This is a genomic window from Vulcanibacillus modesticaldus, from assembly GCF_001730235.1.
Taxonomy (GTDB): Bacteria; Bacillota; Bacilli; order Tepidibacillales; family Tepidibacillaceae; genus Vulcanibacillus; species Vulcanibacillus modesticaldus.
Window position 1 is genome coordinate 127,614 of record NZ_MIJF01000001.1, and the last position, 21,041, is coordinate 148,654.

The window sequence follows — 21,041 nt, forward strand, 5'->3', positions numbered from 1 at the left end:
TTAGAGACGTCTAGGCGTCTCTTTTTTTTGTATCGGAAACTGCCATCTTTTTATTTTATGGATAAGTTAATACGCATTTATACAAAATACAATATTTAATCAAAGGTGCATTGGTCTTATTATGAAATCGACAAGATTGATAAATGAGAAAATAAAACATGGTGATAATAAGAGTATAACGAACTAATTACCAATAATTAAACTTAATATAAAAACATGACTTGTTTTTTGTATTTTTGATAATGTATAATTAATTCCAAGTGACTAGTGCGGTTTTTTGTGTAACTACAACTGAATACAGGAGGTATGAAGTTGCCAAAGAACAAAGATAGATTACTGATTTTTGCATTGGGCGGTTTAGGTGAGATTGGCAAGAATATGTATGTCATTGAATACAGGAATGACATTGTGGTGATTGACTCGGGACTTAAATTCCCTGAAGAAGAGATGCTCGGAATTGACTTAGTAATACCTGATGTTACCTACTTAGTCGAAAATAAAGATAGGGTAAGGGCTATAATTCTTACCCATGGCCATGAGGATCATATTGGAGGTTTAGCCTACGTTTTAAAAGAAATCAATGTGCCAGTCTATGGTACTAAGTTGACCTTAGGTTTTGTGGAAAGTAAGTTGAAAGAAGCACAAATGTTAAATGAGTCAAAATTAATTTTAGTTAACAATAAATCAGAACTTAAGATCGGCTCTTTTAAAGTTTCATTCTTTAGGACTAATCACAGTGTTCCAGATTCTGTAGGAGTAGTGATCGAAACTCCTGAAGGTGTTATTGTACATACGGGAGACTTTAAATTTGATCTTACACCAGTAGATAATCAGATGGCTGATATTCATAAAATGGCTGAGATAGGTAATAAAGGGGTATTAGCATTACTTTCCGATAGTACAAATGCTGAACGAGAAGGATATACTGGTTCGGAACGCTCGGTTGGTGAAGCAATCAACGAAGTATTTAGGAAGGCGAAGCAGCGAATTATCGTTGCCACATTTGCTTCAAATATTCATCGTATTCAACAGGTTGTGGATGCGGCAAGTGCCTATGACAAAAAAATCGCCATCGTAGGAAGAAGTATGGTGAATGTAGTTAACATCGGCATCGAACTAGGGTATCTCCATGTTCCTGAAGGTATGATCGTAGACGTTGAAGAGATCAATAAATTACCAGCAGACAAGGTAGTCATCTTATCTACCGGGAGCCAAGGAGAACCGATGTCAGCTCTAACGAGGATGGCACGCTCAGCCCATCGACAAATAGATATTTTACCGGGCGATACTGTCATTATTGCTGCTACACCTATACCAGGAAATGAAAAGTATGTTGCTAGAACTGTCGACCAACTATTTAGAGTTGGTGCCAATGTTATTTATGGACCAGGCTCAATATCTGGTGTTCACGTTTCTGGACACGGAAGTCAGGAAGAATTAAAGCTGATGTTGAGCATTATGAAACCAAAATATTTCATCCCAATCCATGGGGAATATAGAATGCTGAGACTACATTCAGATTTAGCAGAATCAATTGGTATTCCTAGAGAGAATATTTTCCTTTTAGACAATGGGGATACTGTAGAAATCTCCAAAGGTAAAGCCCGATACGGACCAAAAGTTCCAGTTGGTAATGTTTTAATTGATGGTTTGGGCGTTGGAGATGTTGGAAATATCGTATTAAGAGACCGTAAATTACTATCACAAGATGGAATATTAGTCGTTGTAGTTACACTTAGTAAGCAAAATGCTACGATATTATCTGGACCAGATATTATTTCAAGAGGTTTTGTTTATGTTAGAGAATCTGAAGAATTATTAGATGAAGCAAATCGCATTGTCACTGCTACTTTACAAAAATTGATGATTGAAAACGTAAACGAATGGTCTTCCTTAAAGACAAGCGTGAAAGAAGTTCTTGGTAGGTTCCTTTACGAGAAGACTAGAAGAAGACCAATGATTTTACCAATTATCATGGAAGTATAACGTTAAAATATAATTTATGAAAAAGCAACCTTTAGCCAACGGGCAATAAAGGTTGCTTTTCTTTATGCATTTTTTTCTTTTTTACAGTAATACTAAACACATAAGGGAGGAATCAAAATGAGATTGGAAAATGATCACAATACATCAATTGATCCATCTGAACCTGTAACTCCAAATCCAGAAAAGGATGAAAAAGATAATCAACCAAAAAAAACCTTAGCAGACACGATTCAAGCATTAGGTCAAACTAACGTACCTGCTCATGAAAGTAATATTTTTACACTGAGCATCATTGGTCAAATTGAAGGTCATGTAGTTTTACCTCCACAAAATAAAACGACCAAATATGAGCATATAATTCCACAATTAGTTGCTGCAGAGCAAAATCCCAAAATCGAAGGGATATTAATTATCTTAAACACAGTAGGTGGAGATGTTGAGGCTGGTTTGGCCCTTGCAGAAATGATTGCATCTATGTCCAAACCAACCGTTACTATCGTTTTAGGTGGGGGTCATTCAATCGGTGTACCAATTGCTGTATCAGCAGATTATTCGTTTATAGCGGAAACAGCAACAATGACCATTCATCCAGTCCGGTTGACAGGATTAGTAATTGGTGTGCCACAAACATTTGAATATTTAGATAAGATGCAGGATAGAGTCGTTAAATTTATAACAGCACACTCGAAGATTTCTGAGGAAAAGTTCAAAGAATTAATGTTTAAGACTGGTGAGTTAACTCGAGATATTGGAACTAATGTAGTTGGTCCTGACGCAGTGAAATATGGATTAATCGACCAAGTTGGCGGATTGGGAGATGCTTTGAATGAATTAAATAGAAGGATTGAAGATAATAAGAAAAATAAAAATGAACAGGGTGTTGTTCAATGATTATCTATAGTACAGTGCCAACTGAAATTATCTTCGAAGGTTATGACCAAATGAAACTGAATTACAGAGAAATTCAATTTGGCCATATAAAAATGATCGTTGAGCAATTATCTGACTCTGAAGGAAGAATAGTCAGGCTAATAAGTCCGATCGCACAAGATTATCTTAATCCTCAATACCAACCCGGAAGTTTGATTCAATTCAGACCAAATTTTTAATTCAGTCTCAAAAGTCCCCGATAGTAAAAATATACTATGGGGGATTTTTTTAATATTCGGATTGAAGAGAACCCCCTAATTCTATGGGGTTTTTATCATATTTTATACTTATTATTAACTGTTGTTTCCTTTACACCCATGATATAATATCTATGAAATGCAATGTGAACAAGTATTGTACGCGTTTCTAGGAATGAAAATCTGACTGAATTCGCACTTTGTAAAATTAATGATTTACGATTTTAAAGCTCATATGAGAAAATGGGTGGGTTAATATGGCAAAAAAAACTAGAAAAAGAAAACAGAAGATAAAACAGAATTTAAAATATGAACTATACGGACTCATTACTTTAGCTGTTTTTATAATTGAAATTTCTCAAATGGGTAAGGTGGGTTATTGGTTTAATGCCTTTTTTAGATTATTAGTTGGTACATGGGACTTTGCTATTAGTTTATTAGGAATCTATATTGCATTATATATGATGGTTAAAAGAAGTCTTCCAAATAAAATGACGATGAGGAGTAGCGGTCTATTCTTTATTTTTCTCGCAATAATAATGTATAGTCATCTAAAATTTGTAGATATATTACAAAATGGTGGGAATTACACTGATGTAAATATTCTTTCTGTCACATGGCAAGCATTAGCTGAAGAAAGGTCCAATGGTACGATTAATGATGTTGGTGGCGGAATGCTTGGAGCAATATTTTACCTTCTCTTTAATTATCTATTTGATGATTTTGGTACTAGATTAATGATCATCACTTTTGCATTGATCGGATTTTTGCTTACCTTTAATTTTTCTTATGTAGAATTAATCAAGAAGATAAAAATAGTTGTTCAAAGAGTTATCGATAATATCGAAAGACGTATAAAAGAATTACTTTTACTATTAGTTGATAAAAGAAGGGATAAGAAGGAGCAGCATCGAAGAAAAGAACAAGACAAAAATTCTAACTTTGATTTTGAAGAAAATAATGAACCAGTTATTCATGATTTTTTAGAACGTACACAAAATTTGGATGAACAACAACCTAATATAAATGAACAAATATTAAATATCGAACCAACTAAGGATAACATTAATAGTGGAGAAGAGGCTCAAGAGATCGCCTTACAAGGTGTTTCTTTAGAAAAAATCAAAGAAGAGGAGGAATTTTATCGACTCCCTCCTTACGCACTTTTAAATCAAGCAAATATCTCTGACCAAAAAAGTGAGTTTAGAGATATAAGTAATAATGCCAAAAAGCTAGAAGTGACACTAGAAAGTTTTGGGGTAAAAGCTAAAGTCACACAGATACATAGGGGTCCTGCAGTTACACGTTATGAAATTCAACCAGATATTGGTGTGAAGGTCAGTCGGATAGTAAATTTGGCTGACGATATTGCCTTATCTCTTGCTGCCAAAGACATCAGAATTGAAGCGCCAATACCAGGAAAAGCAGCAATTGGAGTTGAAGTTCCCAATTCTGAAATTGCTATAGTAACTTTAAGAGAAGTATTAGAAAGTAGAGAATTTTATGAGTCGAAATCAAAATTGAGTATTGCTTTAGGACGAGATATTTCTGGACAACCTATTATAGGTGACTTGGGAAAGATGCCTCATCTTTTAGTTGCTGGGGCAACAGGATCTGGCAAAAGTGTTTGTATTAATGTAATGGTAACGAGTATCTTATTTAAGGCTAAGCCAAGTGAAGTTAAATTATTAATGATAGACCCTAAGATGGTTGAACTGAATGTATATAATGGAATTCCACATTTATTAGCACCTGTGGTAACGGATCCTAAAAAAGCTTCGAAGGCTTTGAAGATGATCGTCAATGAAATGGAAAAAAGATATGAAAAATTCGCAGAGAAAGGTGCTAAGGATATTGAAAGATATAACGAAATGATCAAGAATCAACCATTTACAGATGAGCAAAAACTCTTGCCATATATTGTTGTTATTATAGATGAGTTAGCTGACTTAATGATGGTGGCTCCTAACGATGTAGAAGATGCTATTATCCGATTAGCACAAAAAGCAAGAGCGGCAGGTATACATTTAATTGTAGCTACTCAGCGTCCATCGGTTGACGTGATCACGGGATTAATTAAGGCTAACATTCCGTCGCGTATCGCGTTTGGTGTCTCTTCACAAACTGACTCAAGGACAATTATCGATATTGGAGGGGCTGAGAAATTGCTTGGAAGAGGAGACATGCTCTTTCTACCAGTTGGATTTTCAAAACCTGTAAGAATCCAAGGCGCATTTATTTCAGATTTGGAAGTTGAGAATGTTGTTCAATTTGTTAAAGATCAACAAGAACCAGATTATCAAACAGAAATGATTCCAGATTTAAATCAAAGTAATGAAAACGATACTGTTGAAGATGAGCTGTTTTATGATGCAGTTAAGATTATTGTAGAAAGCAATCAAGCTTCCGTATCTTTATTACAAAGAAGGTTGAGGATTGGTTATACGAGGGCTGCACGTTTAATTGATGAAATGGAAGCAAAGGGAATTGTCGGACCATATGAAGGTAGCAAACCACGTAAAGTGTTGATAACAGCAGATAAATATCAGCAGATATCTAGTTGAATTTCGCAAAAAGCATTTAAGTTAACATATTTTTAAAAAATTTTTTTTAAAAGATATTGATTTTCTATTAAAAAAAAGGAATAATAGACGTATGACGTCGTACAAATATGTATGACGTCATACAAGTGACAACCATAATACATAGGTATGCAATACAATGTAAAGGGTTTCAGCAATTGTTGAAGTGAGAGGAATGTAAAGATGACCTTAAGATCAGATAACAGACCTTTATATTTACTTGTAATTGATAAGATAAAACAGGATATTGAAAATGGGGTATTACAACCAGGTAATAGATTACCATCAGAGTTTGTATTGTCTAAACAATTAGGTGTGAGTAGAGCGACATTACGTGAAGCTCTAAGAATACTTGAAGATGAAAATGTCGTAATTCGTAAACATGGTGTAGGCACATTTGTGAACGCTAAACCCGTTTTCACGAGTGGAATTGAAGAACTTAACAGTATAACTAATATGATTGAAAAAAATAATCAAAAAGCAGGAACGATTTTTTTAAGTAACGAATTTATAACTGCTTCCAAATCAGACATTAAGGCGCTCAAGATAAATGAAGGAGATAAGATAATTAGGATTGAGCGTATCATGACAGCTGATAATGAACCAGTTGTTTATTGTATTGATAAGATTCCTGAAAGCGTTTTACCACAGGATTTCGAATTAAAAGAAGAAAGCTCAATGTTTCAGATATTAGAACAACATGCTGATATACATATATCTTATGCTGTTGCTGATATCGAACCTATTGGCAGTCATGAAAAAATATCATCATTGTTACAATCTCCACCTGAATCTTCATTATTAGTTCTGCGGCAAGTTCATTATGACATTATGGATCGCCCAGTTCTAAGCTCTGTGAATTACTTTAGAGCTGATAAGTTTAGGTTTCAGGTGATAAGAAGGAGATAGAATCGTTAATGTATAAAAGGAGGTGAAGCTAGGGAATATAATACTAATTGATTTTAACTAGTGCCTAATAATTCATTTAATTTCAGGGGGGTTAATAAATTGAAGAAGTATCTATTATTATTGATTTTAGTACTTGGAATATCCACATTGTTAGCTGGTTGTGGGACTGACACTGAGAACGGTGCAGAAAACAACCAAGGAACAGAAGAATCTTTAGTAAAGATCGGAATGGTAACTGACGTTGGTGGAGTTAACGACAACTCTTTTAACCAAAGTGCTTGGGAAGGTCTTCAACTTTTAGATAAGGATTTAAAAGGAGAAGTTAAAGTTGATTTTGCTCAAAGTACAAGTGACGCTGAATATATCCCTAACTTAACTCAATTCGTAAAAGCAGGTTGGGATTTAACTTGGGGTATTGGCTTCTTAATGGGAGACCACGTAAAAACTGTTGCTGAACAAAATCCAGAAGCTAAGTTAGCAATCATTGATGCAGTTGTAGATGCTCCAAACGTTGCATCTGTTACTTTCAAAGAGCATGAAGGTTCTTTCTTAGTAGGTGTTGTTGCTGGATTAATGACTAAAACTGACAAAATCGGTTTTGTTGGTGGTATGGACATTCCTGTAATTGCTCGTTTTGATGCTGGTTTCACTGCAGGTGTAAAAGCTGCTAACCCAGACGCAAAGATTATCTACAACTACACAGGTGCATTTGATAAGCCAGACTTAGGTAAGGCTGCTGCTGCAACAATGTATGACCAAGGAGTAGACATTATCTTCCACGCTGCAGGAGCAACTGGTGATGGTGTATTCAACGAAGCTAAAGCTCGTAAAGACGCTGGACAAGATGTATGGGTAATCGGTGTTGATAAAGACCAATCAATCACTTTCGGTGACGATATTACACTTACTTCTATGATGAAGCGCGTTGACCAAGCTGTTTATCGTGTTTCTAAGGAATTAGTTGATGGTGAATTTAAACCAGGTTTAATTCAACTAGGACTTAAAGAAAATGGTGTAGGATTACCTGCAGAAAATCCAAACATCCCTGCTGATGTTCTTGAAAAAGTTAATGAGTTTAAGCAAAAGATCATCAATGGTGAAATTGAAGTACCATCTGAAAAATAATTATTAAAAAATATAGGCTAGTTTTTAAAAAACTAGCCTATATTCCTCAAAATAATTACAATAAATGGCAATGAATGGACAATTTTACAAATGAAAGAAAATAATCGAATTGTTGGCAAATGATTAAAAATTAACTTATTAGAATTAATTTAATAGGAAATTAATTTATTCTTGTTATTATTTTTAATTATATCACAATTATAAAAAAATTTGTTAATAATATCCCAGCAAAGGGTGGAGTTAAATGAAAGATGTTAAATATGTAGTTGAAATGAGAGGAATTACAAAAAGATTTCCAGGAATTGTTGCTAATGATAGTATTTCTTTTAAAGTAAAAAAGGGAGAAATCCATGCTTTATTAGGTGAAAATGGGGCTGGTAAGTCAACCCTAATGAATATTCTATTCGGACTTTACGAACCAGATGAAGGTCAAATTTTCATCAATGAACAAGCAGTTCAAATTACTGATCCAAATGTAGCTAATGACCTAGGAATCGGAATGGTGCACCAACACTTTATGTTGGTTGAGAACTTTACAGTTACAGAAAACATTATCCTTGGTTCAGAACCTAAAATGGGATTGAAAATAGATTATAATAAAGCAAGAGAACAAGTGCTTGAGTTATCTAAAAGGTATGGATTACATGTAGATCCAGATGCGAAAATTGAGGACATCTCAGTAGGTATGCAGCAAAGAGTAGAGATTTTAAAAACTTTGTATCGTGGAGCAGATATCATCATCTTTGATGAACCGACAGCAGTTTTAACTCCGCAAGAGATTGAAGATCTTATTGGCATTATGCGTAATCTTGTAAATGAAGGTAAATCAATTATCCTTATTACGCATAAGTTAAAAGAGATAATGGCAATCGCTGATAGTGTGACGATTATTAGGCGAGGTAAAGTTATTGATAGTTTAGCTGTTAAAGATACTAACCAAGATGAATTGGCTTCCAAGATGGTTGGTCGTGAAGTCACCTTTGCTGTTGATAAGAAACCTGCTGATCCAAAGGATGTTATTTTAAGAGTATCTGATGTTACAGCCAAGGATAATCGTGGGTTAACTGCATTAAATGAGATTTCTTTTGAAGTACGAGCTGGAGAAATCCTTGGAATTGCCGGAGTTGACGGTAATGGTCAAAGTGAATTAATTGAGGTAATTACAGGTCTTAGAAAAGTTGAATCTGGACAAGTTTACCTTAAAGATACTGATATAACTAATAATACTCCTAGGGAAATTTCTGAATCAGGGATATCTCATATACCTGAAGATAGACATAAGCGTGGATTAGTTCTTGACTTTACCATGGGTGAAAATCTAGTTCTTGAAACTTATTTTTATCCAGAATTTCAGACAAATAGGTTCTTAGACTACAATAAAATTAATACTCATGCTAAGAAATTAATTGAAGAGTTTGACGTAAGAACGCCTAGTGTAGATACTTTAGCTAGAGCGCTTTCTGGTGGTAACCAACAAAAAGCAATTATTGCCCGTGAAGTAGATAAAGATCCAGATCTTCTTATTGCTGCACAGCCAACAAGAGGATTGGATGTTGGGGCCATTGAGTTTATTCATAAACGTCTTGTAGAACAAAGAGATAAAGGAAAAGCAGTCTTGTTACTTTCCTTAGAATTAGACGAAATCATGAATGTATCAGATAGAATTGCGGTTATCTATGAAGGAAAAATTGTAGGTGTTGTCGATCCTAAGAAAACATCCGAGAAGGAGCTTGGATTGATGATGGCTGGTGCAACAACAGAGGGGGTAAAAGCGGGTAATGAATAAGATTGTTAAGTTTTTTACTAAAGATTCCTCGTTAATCCCATTAATGGCAATCCTACTAGGATTACTTTTTGGGGCAGTTGTAATGCTATTAGGGGGATATAATCCATTATTAGCTTATACGGCATTATTTCAAAAGGTTTTTGGTGACTTATATAACATCGGTGAAACTATAAGACAGATAACACCTCTTATCTTCACTGGTCTTTCCGTTGCGTTTGCTTTTAGAACTGGATTATTCAACATTGGTGCTGAAGGACAGTTCGTAATGGGGTCATTAGGTGCTGTGTGGATCGGTACTCAATTTGCGTTACCATGGTACATCCATGCACCATTGGCAATCATTGTAGGGGCTCTCTTAGGGGGATTTTGGGGAGCAATTTCCGGTTACTTAAAGGCAAAGCGTGGAGTAAATGAAGTTATTACAACAATCATGTTAAACTATATTTCTCTTTATTTAGCTAACTATATCATAGCTAATTACTTAAGAGCGCCTGGGCAACAGCGTTCTGAGATAATTCAAGACTCTGCATCAATTTCTCTTAATACGTTGTCCGAATTTTTCGGTTACGCAAGACTTCACTGGGGAATAATTCTTGCTATTTTAGCCGCATTTGTTTTCTATATAATTCTTTGGAAAACAAAAATGGGATTTGAACTTAGAGCGGTAGGTTTCAATCCACATGCTGCTGAATATGCCGGAATGAACGTTAACAAGAATGTTATTAATGCAATGTTCATTGGTGGTGTATTTGCAGGTCTAGGTGGAGCGATTGAAGTATTAGGTGTATTTAAGTACATGACTATTTCTGCTTCATTGCCTGGATATGGATTTGATGGTATTGCAGTTGCACTAATTGGAGCTAATACTGCTTTGGGTGTTATTTTTGCAGCAATCCTATTTGGAGTATTGGAGTTTGGAGCAGCTGGTATGAAATTCGTTGCTGGAGTACCTATTGAAGTTATCGAAATCGTTATCGCTTCAGTTATTTTCTTCGTAGCTGCAAGTGGATTAGTTAAATTTATCCTAAAACCATTTAGAAGAAAAGAAAAGGGGGGTGCTGTAGAATGAGTTGGTTAGGCATTCTCAGTGATTTGATGCACAATACTATTGTGTTTTCTACAGCCCTAATTTTGGCTGCATTGGGTGGACTTTTCTCTGAAAGGTCTGGTATCGTAAATATTGCTTTAGAAGGCTTAATGATCGTTGGGGCATTTACAAGTGCAGTGGTAACTCATTTTGTTGATCAAAGTTTAGGTGGAAGCCCATGGTCACCTTGGATCGGTTTCTTGGTAGCAATAGTAGCAGGTTTGTTATTCTCTTTAATCCATGCTGTTGCAACTGTATCTTTCAATTCCGATCACGTAGTAAGTGGTGTGGCATTAAACTTCTTGGCATTAGGAGCTACTGTTTATCTAACAAAGATAATCTTTAATGGAGCAGGTCAAACCAAAACATTACAAACTGTTTTCACTAAATGGGAGATCCCTTATTTATCTGACATACCTTATATCGGAAAGGCATTCTTTACTGCTTATCCTACTAGTTATTTGGCAATAATTTTGGTATTTGTAAGTTACTATGTATTATGGAAGACACCTTTTGGATTACGACTTCGTTCAGTTGGTGAACACCCAAAAGCTTCTGATACTATGGGAATCAATGTCTATAAAATGAAATATATTGGTGTTATGTTAAGTGGTGTTTTTGCAGCAATGGGAGGAGCTTCTATTGCGTTAACAACAACTAGTAACTTCTCACATACTACAATTTCTGGGCAAGGATTTATTGCTTTAGCAGTATTAATTTTTGGTAAATGGAATCCTTTTGGAATACTTGGTGCGGGACTTTTCTTTGGTATCGCTCAAGCACTAAATTCATTAATGCAAGTATTTGAATTAACAAAGTATGTTCCTGTTGACTTTATCTTCATGCTTCCATATGTCTTAACAATCCTAGTTTTAGCAGGATTAATTGGTAAAGCTATACCACCAAAAGCTATAGGTAAGCCATATGTTAAAGGGTCAAGATAGGTTATTTAAGATATTTAATATAAGAAAAAAGTCAGTTCTTAATAGTTAAGACTGACTTTTTTTGTTTTTCAGCATTTTTGTTTCGTAAGAAAAATTTACTCTTATTTTTGCTAAAAAACAGCTAATTAGGGAAAGATAAGATTGAACAAATTAAGGAGGTTGATAAAATGCTAAGCAATTTTCAAAGTTTTGAAATTCAACCTAATAAAGTTCCTGAAATCTTTCCCCCTTCTCAACCCGAGATAATACCTTCAGATAAACCACTTCATCCTGAAAAACCAGATAATGATTAACAATTTTTAGAAAGAGGAGTCAGCATGAATAAGTACAGATTAATCTTACTTCTTTCATTCACATTATTATTATCTGTGGTTTATCTCTCAATTAGCAATTATTTAGTGCCTGATCAAACTACCTTTGGTAAAGAAATATTGGTAGTTGGTAAAAGAGGAGGGGACGTATATGAATTACAAGGCCGATTAAAGTATTTAGGGTATTACAAAGGAAAAATCGATGGGATCTTTGGTTGGAAAACCTATTGGGCTGTTAGAAACTTTCAATATAGATTCGGAATGAAAGTTGATGGAATTGTTGGACCAAAGACAAAGTATAAATTATGGCTAGCAACAAAAAACTGGAGAGCAAAATCAAAGACAACAACTAAAAAAACCTATTCAACAAAGCAATTTTCAGATAATGATATTAAGCTGATGGCAAATGCAGTATACGGGGAGGCAAGGGGAGAACCATACATAGGTCAAGTAGCAGTTGCAGCAGTTATCTTAAATCGTGTAAAAAACCCAGCCTTTCCAAACACACCTTCGGGAGTTATCTTTGAGCCTGGTGCATTTACAGCAGTGGCTGATGGCCAAATTTGGCTCACACCAAACGAAACAGCGAAAAGGGCTGTTAGAGATGCTATAGCTGGTTGGGATCCTAGCGGTGGCGCGATTTATTATTTTAATCCTGACACTGCAACGTCAGCATGGATTTGGTCACGACCACAAATTAAAAAGATTGGAAAGCATATTTTTAGTAAATAATTACTTTCCGTAAAACAGTTCTAAGATTTAGTGGATTAATTTCAATTGGTAAATCGATTACATTAGTCGGAGTGATAAAATTGTGGACATGTAGATATTGTGATGGAAATAATGGAATGTACTATAAAGATGGACTGTTAGAAGGTATGTTGTGTTTAAATCCAGAGTGTGGAAGGTTTACCGATATAAAGGACGTAGACGATATTTATGATAGTGATATGTGATTATCTACACTAAATAGCTTTATGAAAATGCTTAAAGGAGGTTTAAAGGTTTAAATCCTCCTTTTTTCAAATTAACCAAAATTAGCCTCTTATCAAAAATGTTGTTCAAATGTGTTCTTTGTGCTAAAGTAATGATTTATTATATAAATAGTATTTAGAATAACTTTGTAAGAGGTGTTAGGCAAATTGATTGAAAGTAGAATTAAAAAAATAGCCATGATAACAGGAGCTTCAGGAACAATTGGTTCCGCAATATCAGTGATGTTAGCAGAACATGGAATCGATGTTATTCTTCATTATCATAAAAATAAAAACAATATCGATAAAGTCGAGAGAATCTGTAAAGATAAAGGAGTTAATACCTATGTTATTCAAGGAGATTTAACGAAAATTGAGCAAATAGAGATGATTTTTAAAAAGTTAGAAAGCATGAATTTATATCCAAATATTTTGATTAATAATGCCGGAATTGCACAATATGGTTTGGTTCAGGATATTGATTTTGTGGAGTGGAAAAAGGTAATTGATAGTCATGTTTTAAGCACCTTTTTCTGTTCTCAAAAAGTTATCCCTGAAATGATTAGGCAAAAATACGGTCGGATAGTTAACATCTCATCTGTCTGGGGGGATAAAGGAGCAGCTAACGAAGTAGCATATTCTATGGCAAAAGGAGCAGTAAATACTTTTACAAAGGCGCTTGCGAAGGAACTAGCACCTTCAGGAATTACGGTTAACGCAATCGCTCCAGGAATAGTATTTTCACCAATGATGGTCGATTTTACCCAAGAAGAAATTGAAATATTAAAAAATGAAATACCAATGGGAAGATTTGCTAAAGCGAAAGAAATCGCGCATAGTGTGTTGTATTTACTGCACCCTAATTCCTCTTATATTACAGGGCAAATAATAAACATTGACGGTGGTTGGAATTAGTTTTTTGAATAAAACTCAAAAAAATTAACCATATTACAAAATGAGCGGGAGTTTATCCGCAATTACAATATAGGAGGTAGAAAATGTTGTCAGTGTTAGATAACTTTAACGACTGGAAGGAGTTTTTGAATAACCGGGTAGATCAAGCACAAAAATTAGGTATGAATAATGAAACTATTGCAACACTTGCTTATCAAATAGGTGATTACTTAGCTGAGAAAGTTGATCCTAAAAATACTGAAGAACGTTTACTGAAAGAACTTTGGGAAGCAAGTAATGATGAACAACAAAAAGTATTAGCTCAAATTATGGTTAATTACGTGGATAAACATTAGTAATTACCTGATTTCCAAAAACTTTTATTATGTAAATTACGTAATTTTTAAATGAGGCCCCGATAACGGGGCTTTTTAAATATTTAGACATATTTTTCTTTAATTTAATAGAGGAATTTTAGTGATTATGTAGAATTAAACAATTTAAAATGTGATTTTATAATGCTATCTGAAATGAATTAAATAAAATTTAAAAAATGGGGTTCAATAATGGTAATTGAAGAAAAAAACCAATGGTATTTAGAATACGAAATACACAAGAATAGACCGGGGTTACTTGGGGACATTTCATCAATTTTAGGTATGATGTCTATATTAATAGTAACGATTAATGGTGTGGATTTACGTAAACGAGGAATGATAATTCAAACTGATAATGAAGAGAAAATAAAGCTATTAAGCAATGTACTAAAGTATATTGATAACATTACTGTAACGGCTTTTAGGCCGTTGACAATGTTGGACAGGTTGGCTGTTAGACATGGAAGATATATTGATCGAGATCTCTCGGATAAAAAGACGTTTCGTTTTGTCAGGGATGAACTGGGGCTACTAGTTGATTTTTTATGTGAAATTTTTAAGAATGATGGTCATCAACTAATTGGTATAAGAGGGATGCCAAGAGTCGGTAAAACAGAATCTGTAGTAGCTGGTAGTGTTTCTGCTAATAAAAGATGGACTTTCATTTCTTCCACTTTGCTAAGGCAGACTGTAAGAAGCCAACTTGCTGATGATGAGTTTAATCCTGATAATATCTTCATAATAGATGGAATAGTAACAACTTTACGCTCTAATGAACGACATCACGCTTTGGTAAGAGAAATTATGAGATTACCAGCAACAAAAGTGATAGAACATCCAGATATTTTTATAAGAGAAACGGAATATGAGTACGATGATTTTGACTATATAGTTGAGCTTAGAAATGATCCAGATGAGGAAATAACTTATGATTTAATTAATACTAGTTTTTCATCTTTTGATATAAGTTAGAATGGGGGTGAATTGATGGAAGATATAGGTCAAACGTTAAAAGAATTAAGGATCAAAAAAGGACTTTCGATTGAAGATATTCAAGAAATGACAAAGATTAGGTCAAGATATATCCAAGCGATAGAGGACGGTAACCTTGATAAACTTCCTGGACAATTTTATGCAAAAGCATTCATAAAATCTTATGCAGAAGTTTTAGAACTTGATCCAGCGATCTTAAAGGAGTATCAAGAGTCCTTACCAAAACCTGACTTGGAAAACATTCCAATCAGATCAAACTATATTCTTGAATCGAAAACATCTAAGCTTGGTAACTGGCTCAGGGTTTCATTAGTTTATGTATTAATCACCATGATAATTGTTTTTGTCTATATTTTCTATGTAAAATACTCTAATGATCAAGACGAAGATTTACGTGGTGATATCATAACTAATCCTAATATTGAGATTGACTCAGTTTCACCTTCAATTCCAAATGAATCGAATAGTGAAACTAATGTCGAACAAAGTGATGAAAAAGAACCCACGGAAGAGTTGGTTCAAATCAAAAAGTTAAAGACTTCATATTACGGTAAGTATCTACTCGACGAATATGAAGTGAGTTATGCACCAGGAACTAAAGTTCAGTTACAATTACGTGCTACAGATGCATGTTGGTATTCGATTCGAGAAAGTGGTCCGGACGGTAAAGAATTGTTAACTGGTACACTTTATTCTGGACAGGAAACAGAGCTAATTTCGTTTGATAAACCTTTATGGATTCACCTTGGAAATGCTGCTGGAGTAGATATTTTTCTGAACGAACAAAAAATTGAAGTCGGAAACGAACAAAATCCTAAATATATACTTTTAAATGTAAAAAATCAAGATTTTTAATTTATTGTAGGGTAAATTGATTTTGAATAGTTTAATGATAATATAAAATTGATTATACTTAAACTAGAGAATTTTTTTCAATTTTAGACTATAATAAAAGAAGGCTTCACAAGGGGGCCTTTTTTTTACATACATTAAAATCATATATGACTTTCTTTTTTGACACCTATTAGCTCTTATAATATACTTGGTGAAGAATTATGCGTACTAGAAAGTTGGGGGACTAGATGAAACAGAAAATGAAGGTATCAATAGTAACTTTAGGATGTGAAAAAAACTTAGTAGATTCGGAAATCATGCTAGGATTGGTTGATGAAAATGGATATGAAATCACAGACGATCAAAAAAATGCAGAAGTAATAGTTGTCAATACATGTGGCTTTATTGATGCTTCTAAGGAGGAGTCAATAAACACTATTTTACAGCTAGCTGAGTATAAAAAGACAGCTAAACTCAAGTCATTAGTTGTTGCAGGATGTTTGAGTCAACGTTATAAAGACGAACTGATACAGGAAATCCCTGAAATAGATGGCTTGGTTGGTACTGGGGAATTTGATCGCATTGTTGAAGTTATTAATAAATCTTTAGATGGAAAAAAGCCAATATTCATTGGCAATCCAATATTTTCCTACGACCGAAAGTTACCGAGAAGAAGATCAACCCCGTCTCATTACGCCTATATAAAAATTGCTGAGGGATGTGACAATTCCTGTACTTTCTGCGTAATCCCTTCACTTAGAGGAAAATTTCGGAGCCGTGGAATAACTTCAATTGTTAATGAGGCAATGGACGTTGTTGCTCAAGGTGTTAAAGAAATCAGTTTAATTGCTCAAGATACTTCATACTACGGTATTGATAAATATGACGAGCTCATGCTTCCAACTTTAATAAATGAGTTATCAAGAATCGATGGATTATATTGGATTCGTCTTCATTATCTTTATCCGGGTTACATTACTGATGAATTAATTGAGGTATTTGAAAAGAATCCTAAGCTCTGTAAGTATATTGATATTCCACTTCAACATAGTGAAGACCATATATTAAAGAAAATGCTAAGGCCTGGGCGTCAGACGGATATCCGTGCATTGATTAGTAAATTGCGTAAAAGAATACCGGATGTGGCATTACGAACTTCAATTATTGTAGGATTTCCAGGAGAGACTGAAGAAGACTTTAACAACCTAGTCGAATTTGTTAAAGAGATTAAGTTTGATCGTTTAGGGGTATTCACCTATTCAGAAGAAGAAGGAACTCCTGCATCTAGACTTCCAAATCAAGTTCCGCAAGAAGAAAAGGAACGAAGAGCTCAAATACTGATGGAAGTTCAAAGGGAGATTGCAAATGAGAATAACTCAAAATTTATCGGTAAAGAACTTAAAGTACTAATTGATCGTTATGATGAAGAAAATGATGTTTATATTGGTAGAACACAATATGATGCACCTGAGATAGATGGTGAGGTTTTTGTAAGTAATATTAAAGCCAATGTTGGAGATATTGTTACTGTGAGAATTACTCATTCATATGATTTTGACCTCGTAGGGGAGGGTATTTCAAATGAATCTGCCAAATAAAATTACATTAGTTAGGATTTTCTTAGTACCAGTTATAATGATTTTTTTATTAATTAAATTTGATTTTGGTGAAATCATAATCGCCGGAGAAGTTGTGACTTACAGTGAAATTATTGCAACTGTGATTTTTATCATCGCTGCTGTAACCGATGGTTTAGATGGTTATATTGCGAGAAAATGGAAATTAATTACTAATCTTGGTAAATTACTAGATCCACTTGCAGATAAATTGCTAATTACCGCATCTTTGATATCGTTAGTGGAAATGCAACGTCTTCCGGCATGGATTGCTATTGTTATTATCAGTAGAGAATTTGCTATAACTGGTTTAAGACAAATAGCTGCTGCAGAAGGGAAGGTAATTGCAGCAAGTAAGTTAGGAAAATTGAAAACTATTACCCAGATAATTGCGGTTGTACTACTAATGCTTAATAATTTTCCTTTCACTTTTTTGCACATACCAGTTGATCAATGGATGATCTGGATTGCTGTAATAATAACTGTTGTATCTGGTGTTGATTATTTTATCAAGAATTTACATGTAATTAAGAAAACTAAGGACAAAAAATAGAAATTTTAAAATTAGAAATTTAAATGTTTGGTTTTGAAGTTAGTTTGCTCTCTTTTGGAGGTAATAGCTGTGTATAAGGGTGAAATAATCGCTGTTGGGACTGAATTATTATTAGGACAGATTGCAAACACAAATGCACAATATATTTCTCGGAAAATGGCTGAAATTGGTATTCCTATATATTTTCATGTTACCGTAGGGGATAATGAACAGCGGCTTAAAGAAGCTATTATCCAAGCTCAAAAGCGCTCAAACATAATAATTTTTACTGGTGGATTAGGTCCAACTCAGGACGACATAACCAAAGAAGTAGCAGCTGATTTGATGAATAAACGAATGTTGCTTCATCAATCAACCTATGAGAAGATCAAAGATTACTTTATCCAAAGAAGAATAAAGATGACAGAAAATAACATTAAGCAGGCGATGATCATTGAAGGAAGTACTGTGTTTCCTAACAATTATGGTTTAGCTGCTGGTCTAGGTTTAGAAATTGGTGAGATAACCTATATCTTTCTTCCTGGGCCTCCATCTGAAATGAAACCAATGCTAGAACACTTTGTTGCTCCGTGGTTAGTAAAGCGTAACCAAGGACAAACTTTTCACTCAAAGATCATGCGATTTGCAGGAATTGGTGAATCTCTTTTGGAGGATAAAGTTGTTGATATCATTGAAAATCAAAGCAATCCAACCGTTGCGTTATATGCAAATGAAGGGGAAGTAACCATTCGGTTAACCGCTAGAGCAGAAGATGAATCAGCAGCATTGTCCATAATTTACCCAATAGAAAAAGAGATCCATAACCGTTTGCAAGATTATCATTTTGGATATGGAGAAGAAAAAATTGAACAAGTAGTATTCAGATTTCTTAATGAGTTAAATTTAACTATTTCAGTCTCGGAGAGCTGCACTGGGGGATTGATTGGGAGACAAATCACTAAAATTCCAGGAAGTTCTCTAGTATACAAAGGTGGTGTTATTTGTTACACCAATGAAATAAAAAGCAAAATACTCCAGGTTCCAGAAGAGATTCTTGAAGAATATGGTGCTGTAAGCATGGAGACAGCTAAAATTCTTGCTGAAAACACTTTAAAACTATTTAATACAGATATCGGGATTTCGATTACAGGTATAGCTGGCCCTGATAAGGTTGAGGGAAAACCTGTGGGATTAACCTATATTGGGATAAGTGAAAAGGGTAAAGAAACTGTAGTTAAAGAAATCCACTTATCCGGAAATAGACAATCTATACAGTGGCGTGCTGCCAAATATGTATTTTACTTTTTATGGGATAGATTAAGAGAAAGGTTGAACGACAAAGAATGAATTTATTTTCCAATTATAAATTAAGTAAGGAAATTTTAATGGCGATAGATAAGATGGGATTTGAAGAACCTTCACCAATTCAGAAGGCCTCTATCCCTTTTATATTGGGTAAGCGGGATTTGATTGGACAAGCCCAAACCGGTACAGGAAAAACGGCGGCTTTTGGTATTCCCATGATAGAAATGATTTCTAAAAAGCCAATAATTCAAGGACTCGTTTTAACACCGACAAGAGAATTAGCGATCCAAGTTTCCGAAGAGTTAAGAAAAATTGCTGCTTTTAAGAGATTAAAAATTTTGCCCATTTATGGTGGTCAACCGATTGGTCGTCAAATAAAGGCGTTAAAAATGGGGATACATATTATTATTGGAACACCCGGAAGAGTCCTAGATCATTTACGTAGAAATACTATCCATTTTAAGGACATTAAATACCTAGTATTAGATGAAGCTGACGAGATGCTAGATATGGGCTTTATAGATGATATAAAAGAAATAATAAGTAAAACACCTAATGATAGGCAAACTTTACTATTTTCTGCTACTATGCCAAGAGAAATACAAAAATTAGCAAAACAATATCTAAAAAAACCTAAATATATTGCGATTAATAGTGGTGATTTAACTAAACCTAGTATTGAACAAATCTATTACAAAGTATTGGATAAATACAAATTAGATAGTCTCTGTCGAATCATAGATAGCCATAAAGTTAGCCTTGGGATTATTTTTTGTCGTACCAAAAAATCTGTGAACGAGCTAACAGAAGCATTACAAGCTAGGGGTTATATGGCAGATGGAATACATGGAGACTTAAGTCAATACCAGAGAAATAAGGTAATGAGAGCTTTTAAAGAAAAATCAATTGAATATTTAATAGCAACTGATGTAGCAGCACGTGGAATAGATATTGGAGATGTGTCCCATGTGATAAATTATGACATTCCTCAAGATCCTGAAAGCTATGTCCATCGTATTGGGAGAACGGGTAGAGCCGATAAGAAGGGGGTTGCAATTACTTTAGTGACTCCTAGAGAAATAAAACAATTACGTACTATTGAAAAGGAGATCGGATCAAAAATTACCCCGAACTCATTACCGACTATGGAAGAAATAATTAATCTTCAACAACTACAGTGGAAAAAACAGATCCAGAACTTGCTTGATAGTAATAGAAATTTATCAGTTTTTAACAATTTATTAGAAGAATTGACAAGTGATTATGCATTAAATGAAGTAGCTGCTGCGGCTTTGCATCTAGCATTTAATGAGCAAACCCAAAATGAAAGTTTGAATGATCCATACTACTTTGGGGAAACCGGCGCAAAGCAAGGAATGGTTAAATTCTTTATGAACATTGGGCGAAATCTTGAATTGACCCCTAAGAAAATCGTGGAATTGGTATCAGAGCAAATTGATATGCCTATTAAAGATATCGGAAAGATTAATATTTTTGACCGCTTCTCTTTTATAGAAGTTAAGGAAGAATTTGCACCTTTTGTATATGAAGGACTAAAAAACTATCGATTTAATGGATATAGAATTTTTCTAGAACCAGCAAGACCCAGATCATAAAACTGCCTCTTTAGTAAATTAGAAAATGTATACAAGGGAATAA

General features: G+C 34.3%; 20 protein-coding genes. All 20 read left to right on the forward strand.

Annotated elements, in window-relative coordinates:
* Positions 1–306: 306 nt before the first annotated feature.
* Positions 307–1,986, forward strand: a complete 1,680-nt coding sequence (locus BHF71_RS00695) for a ribonuclease J (protein ID WP_069655771.1) — start codon at positions 307–309, stop codon at positions 1,984–1,986.
* A gap of 117 nt (positions 1,987–2,103) precedes the next feature.
* Positions 2,104–2,877 carry a ClpP family protease gene (locus tag BHF71_RS00700; protein ID WP_069655772.1) on the forward strand — a complete coding sequence of 258 codons (774 nt, stop codon included), beginning with the start codon at positions 2,104–2,106 and terminating at the stop codon, positions 2,875–2,877.
* Positions 2,874–3,095 (forward strand): YlzJ-like family protein, encoded by a 222-nt coding sequence (locus tag BHF71_RS00705; protein ID WP_069655773.1) that lies wholly within the window; start codon positions 2,874–2,876, stop codon positions 3,093–3,095. Before BHF71_RS00700 ends, BHF71_RS00705 begins: the two co-directional genes overlap by 4 nt.
* A gap of 275 nt (positions 3,096–3,370) precedes the next feature.
* Positions 3,371–5,677 carry an FtsK/SpoIIIE family DNA translocase gene (locus BHF71_RS00710; protein WP_069655774.1) on the forward strand — a complete coding sequence of 769 codons (2,307 nt, stop codon included), beginning with the start codon at positions 3,371–3,373 and terminating at the stop codon, positions 5,675–5,677.
* A gap of 201 nt (positions 5,678–5,878) precedes the next feature.
* Positions 5,879–6,604 (forward strand): GntR family transcriptional regulator, encoded by a 726-nt coding sequence (locus tag BHF71_RS00715; RefSeq protein WP_069655775.1) that lies wholly within the window; start codon positions 5,879–5,881, stop codon positions 6,602–6,604.
* A gap of 99 nt (positions 6,605–6,703) precedes the next feature.
* Positions 6,704–7,729: a BMP family lipoprotein gene (locus BHF71_RS00720; RefSeq protein WP_069655776.1), complete on the forward strand. Its 1,026-nt coding sequence runs from the start codon at positions 6,704–6,706 to the stop codon at positions 7,727–7,729.
* A 244-nt stretch (positions 7,730–7,973) separates the two neighbouring features.
* Complete coding sequence (locus tag BHF71_RS00725; RefSeq protein WP_069655777.1) at positions 7,974–9,515, forward strand: ABC transporter ATP-binding protein; 1,542 nt, start codon at positions 7,974–7,976, stop codon at positions 9,513–9,515.
* The gene (locus tag BHF71_RS00730) at positions 9,508–10,584 is read left to right on the forward strand and encodes an ABC transporter permease (protein WP_069655778.1); all 1,077 of its coding nucleotides are present in this window, start codon (positions 9,508–9,510) and stop codon (positions 10,582–10,584) included. The genes BHF71_RS00725 and BHF71_RS00730 overlap by 8 nt, the downstream gene beginning before the upstream one ends.
* Positions 10,581–11,546 (forward strand): ABC transporter permease, encoded by a 966-nt coding sequence (locus BHF71_RS00735; protein ID WP_069655779.1) that lies wholly within the window; start codon positions 10,581–10,583, stop codon positions 11,544–11,546. The genes BHF71_RS00730 and BHF71_RS00735 overlap by 4 nt, the downstream gene beginning before the upstream one ends.
* Before the next feature lie 167 nt (positions 11,547–11,713).
* Positions 11,714–11,839, forward strand: coding sequence for a hypothetical protein (locus BHF71_RS12445; protein ID WP_281179236.1), 126 nt, complete (start codon positions 11,714–11,716; stop codon positions 11,837–11,839).
* A gap of 24 nt (positions 11,840–11,863) precedes the next feature.
* Positions 11,864–12,589 (forward strand): spore cortex-lytic enzyme, encoded by a 726-nt coding sequence (sleB, locus tag BHF71_RS00740; protein WP_069655780.1) that lies wholly within the window; start codon positions 11,864–11,866, stop codon positions 12,587–12,589.
* Between the two features lie 80 nt (positions 12,590–12,669).
* On the forward strand, positions 12,670–12,813 hold the full coding sequence (locus tag BHF71_RS12010) for a hypothetical protein (RefSeq protein ID WP_176717272.1): 144 nt from the start codon (positions 12,670–12,672) through the stop codon (positions 12,811–12,813).
* Positions 12,814–12,999: 186 nt separating this feature from the next.
* Positions 13,000–13,746, forward strand: coding sequence for an elongation factor P 5-aminopentanone reductase (ymfI, locus tag BHF71_RS00745; RefSeq protein ID WP_245683796.1), 747 nt, complete (start codon positions 13,000–13,002; stop codon positions 13,744–13,746).
* Positions 13,747–13,832: 86 nt separating this feature from the next.
* A complete protein-coding gene (locus tag BHF71_RS00750; protein ID WP_069655806.1) occupies positions 13,833–14,081 on the forward strand; it encodes a DUF3243 domain-containing protein in 249 nt (82 codons plus the stop codon).
* 210 nt (positions 14,082–14,291) lie between these two features.
* Positions 14,292–15,074 (forward strand): DUF3388 domain-containing protein, encoded by a 783-nt coding sequence (locus BHF71_RS00755; protein WP_069655781.1) that lies wholly within the window; start codon positions 14,292–14,294, stop codon positions 15,072–15,074.
* A gap of 15 nt (positions 15,075–15,089) precedes the next feature.
* Entirely contained in the window at positions 15,090–15,950 is an 861-nt protein-coding gene (locus tag BHF71_RS00760; protein ID WP_069655782.1) for a helix-turn-helix domain-containing protein, read from the forward strand.
* 227 nt (positions 15,951–16,177) lie between these two features.
* Positions 16,178–17,527, forward strand: a complete 1,350-nt coding sequence (gene rimO / locus BHF71_RS00765) for a 30S ribosomal protein S12 methylthiotransferase RimO (RefSeq protein ID WP_069655783.1) — start codon at positions 16,178–16,180, stop codon at positions 17,525–17,527.
* Positions 17,511–18,098: a CDP-diacylglycerol--glycerol-3-phosphate 3-phosphatidyltransferase gene (gene pgsA, locus BHF71_RS00770; protein ID WP_069655784.1), complete on the forward strand. Its 588-nt coding sequence runs from the start codon at positions 17,511–17,513 to the stop codon at positions 18,096–18,098. Before rimO ends, pgsA begins: the two co-directional genes overlap by 17 nt.
* 63 nt (positions 18,099–18,161) lie before the next feature.
* Positions 18,162–19,424: a competence/damage-inducible protein A gene (locus tag BHF71_RS00775; protein ID WP_141705308.1), complete on the forward strand. Its 1,263-nt coding sequence runs from the start codon at positions 18,162–18,164 to the stop codon at positions 19,422–19,424.
* Positions 19,421–20,998, forward strand: a complete 1,578-nt coding sequence (locus BHF71_RS00780; protein WP_069655786.1) for a DEAD/DEAH box helicase — start codon at positions 19,421–19,423, stop codon at positions 20,996–20,998. Before BHF71_RS00775 ends, BHF71_RS00780 begins: the two co-directional genes overlap by 4 nt.
* Positions 20,999–21,041: the final 43 nt, after the last annotated feature.

Coding starts and splice junctions, on each gene's coding strand:
- BHF71_RS00715 (WP_069655775.1), top strand. CDS start 5,879: ATGACCTTAAGATCAGATAACAGACCTTTATATTTACTTGTAATTGAT.
- BHF71_RS00705 (WP_069655773.1), top strand. CDS start 2,874: ATGATTATCTATAGTACAGTGCCAACTGAAATTATCTTCGAAGGTTAT.
- sleB (WP_069655780.1), top strand. CDS start 11,864: ATGAATAAGTACAGATTAATCTTACTTCTTTCATTCACATTATTATTA.
- BHF71_RS00760 (WP_069655782.1), top strand. CDS start 15,090: ATGGAAGATATAGGTCAAACGTTAAAAGAATTAAGGATCAAAAAAGGA.
- BHF71_RS00755 (WP_069655781.1), top strand. CDS start 14,292: ATGGTAATTGAAGAAAAAAACCAATGGTATTTAGAATACGAAATACAC.
- BHF71_RS12445 (WP_281179236.1), top strand. CDS start 11,714: ATGCTAAGCAATTTTCAAAGTTTTGAAATTCAACCTAATAAAGTTCCT.
- BHF71_RS00695 (WP_069655771.1), top strand. CDS start 307: ATGAAGTTGCCAAAGAACAAAGATAGATTACTGATTTTTGCATTGGGC.
- BHF71_RS00710 (WP_069655774.1), top strand. CDS start 3,371: ATGGCAAAAAAAACTAGAAAAAGAAAACAGAAGATAAAACAGAATTTA.
- BHF71_RS00735 (WP_069655779.1), top strand. CDS start 10,581: ATGAGTTGGTTAGGCATTCTCAGTGATTTGATGCACAATACTATTGTG.
- rimO (WP_069655783.1), top strand. CDS start 16,178: ATGAAACAGAAAATGAAGGTATCAATAGTAACTTTAGGATGTGAAAAA.
- pgsA (WP_069655784.1), top strand. CDS start 17,511: ATGAATCTGCCAAATAAAATTACATTAGTTAGGATTTTCTTAGTACCA.
- BHF71_RS00780 (WP_069655786.1), top strand. CDS start 19,421: ATGAATTTATTTTCCAATTATAAATTAAGTAAGGAAATTTTAATGGCG.
- BHF71_RS00730 (WP_069655778.1), top strand. CDS start 9,508: ATGAATAAGATTGTTAAGTTTTTTACTAAAGATTCCTCGTTAATCCCA.
- BHF71_RS00725 (WP_069655777.1), top strand. CDS start 7,974: ATGAAAGATGTTAAATATGTAGTTGAAATGAGAGGAATTACAAAAAGA.
- BHF71_RS00700 (WP_069655772.1), top strand. CDS start 2,104: ATGAGATTGGAAAATGATCACAATACATCAATTGATCCATCTGAACCT.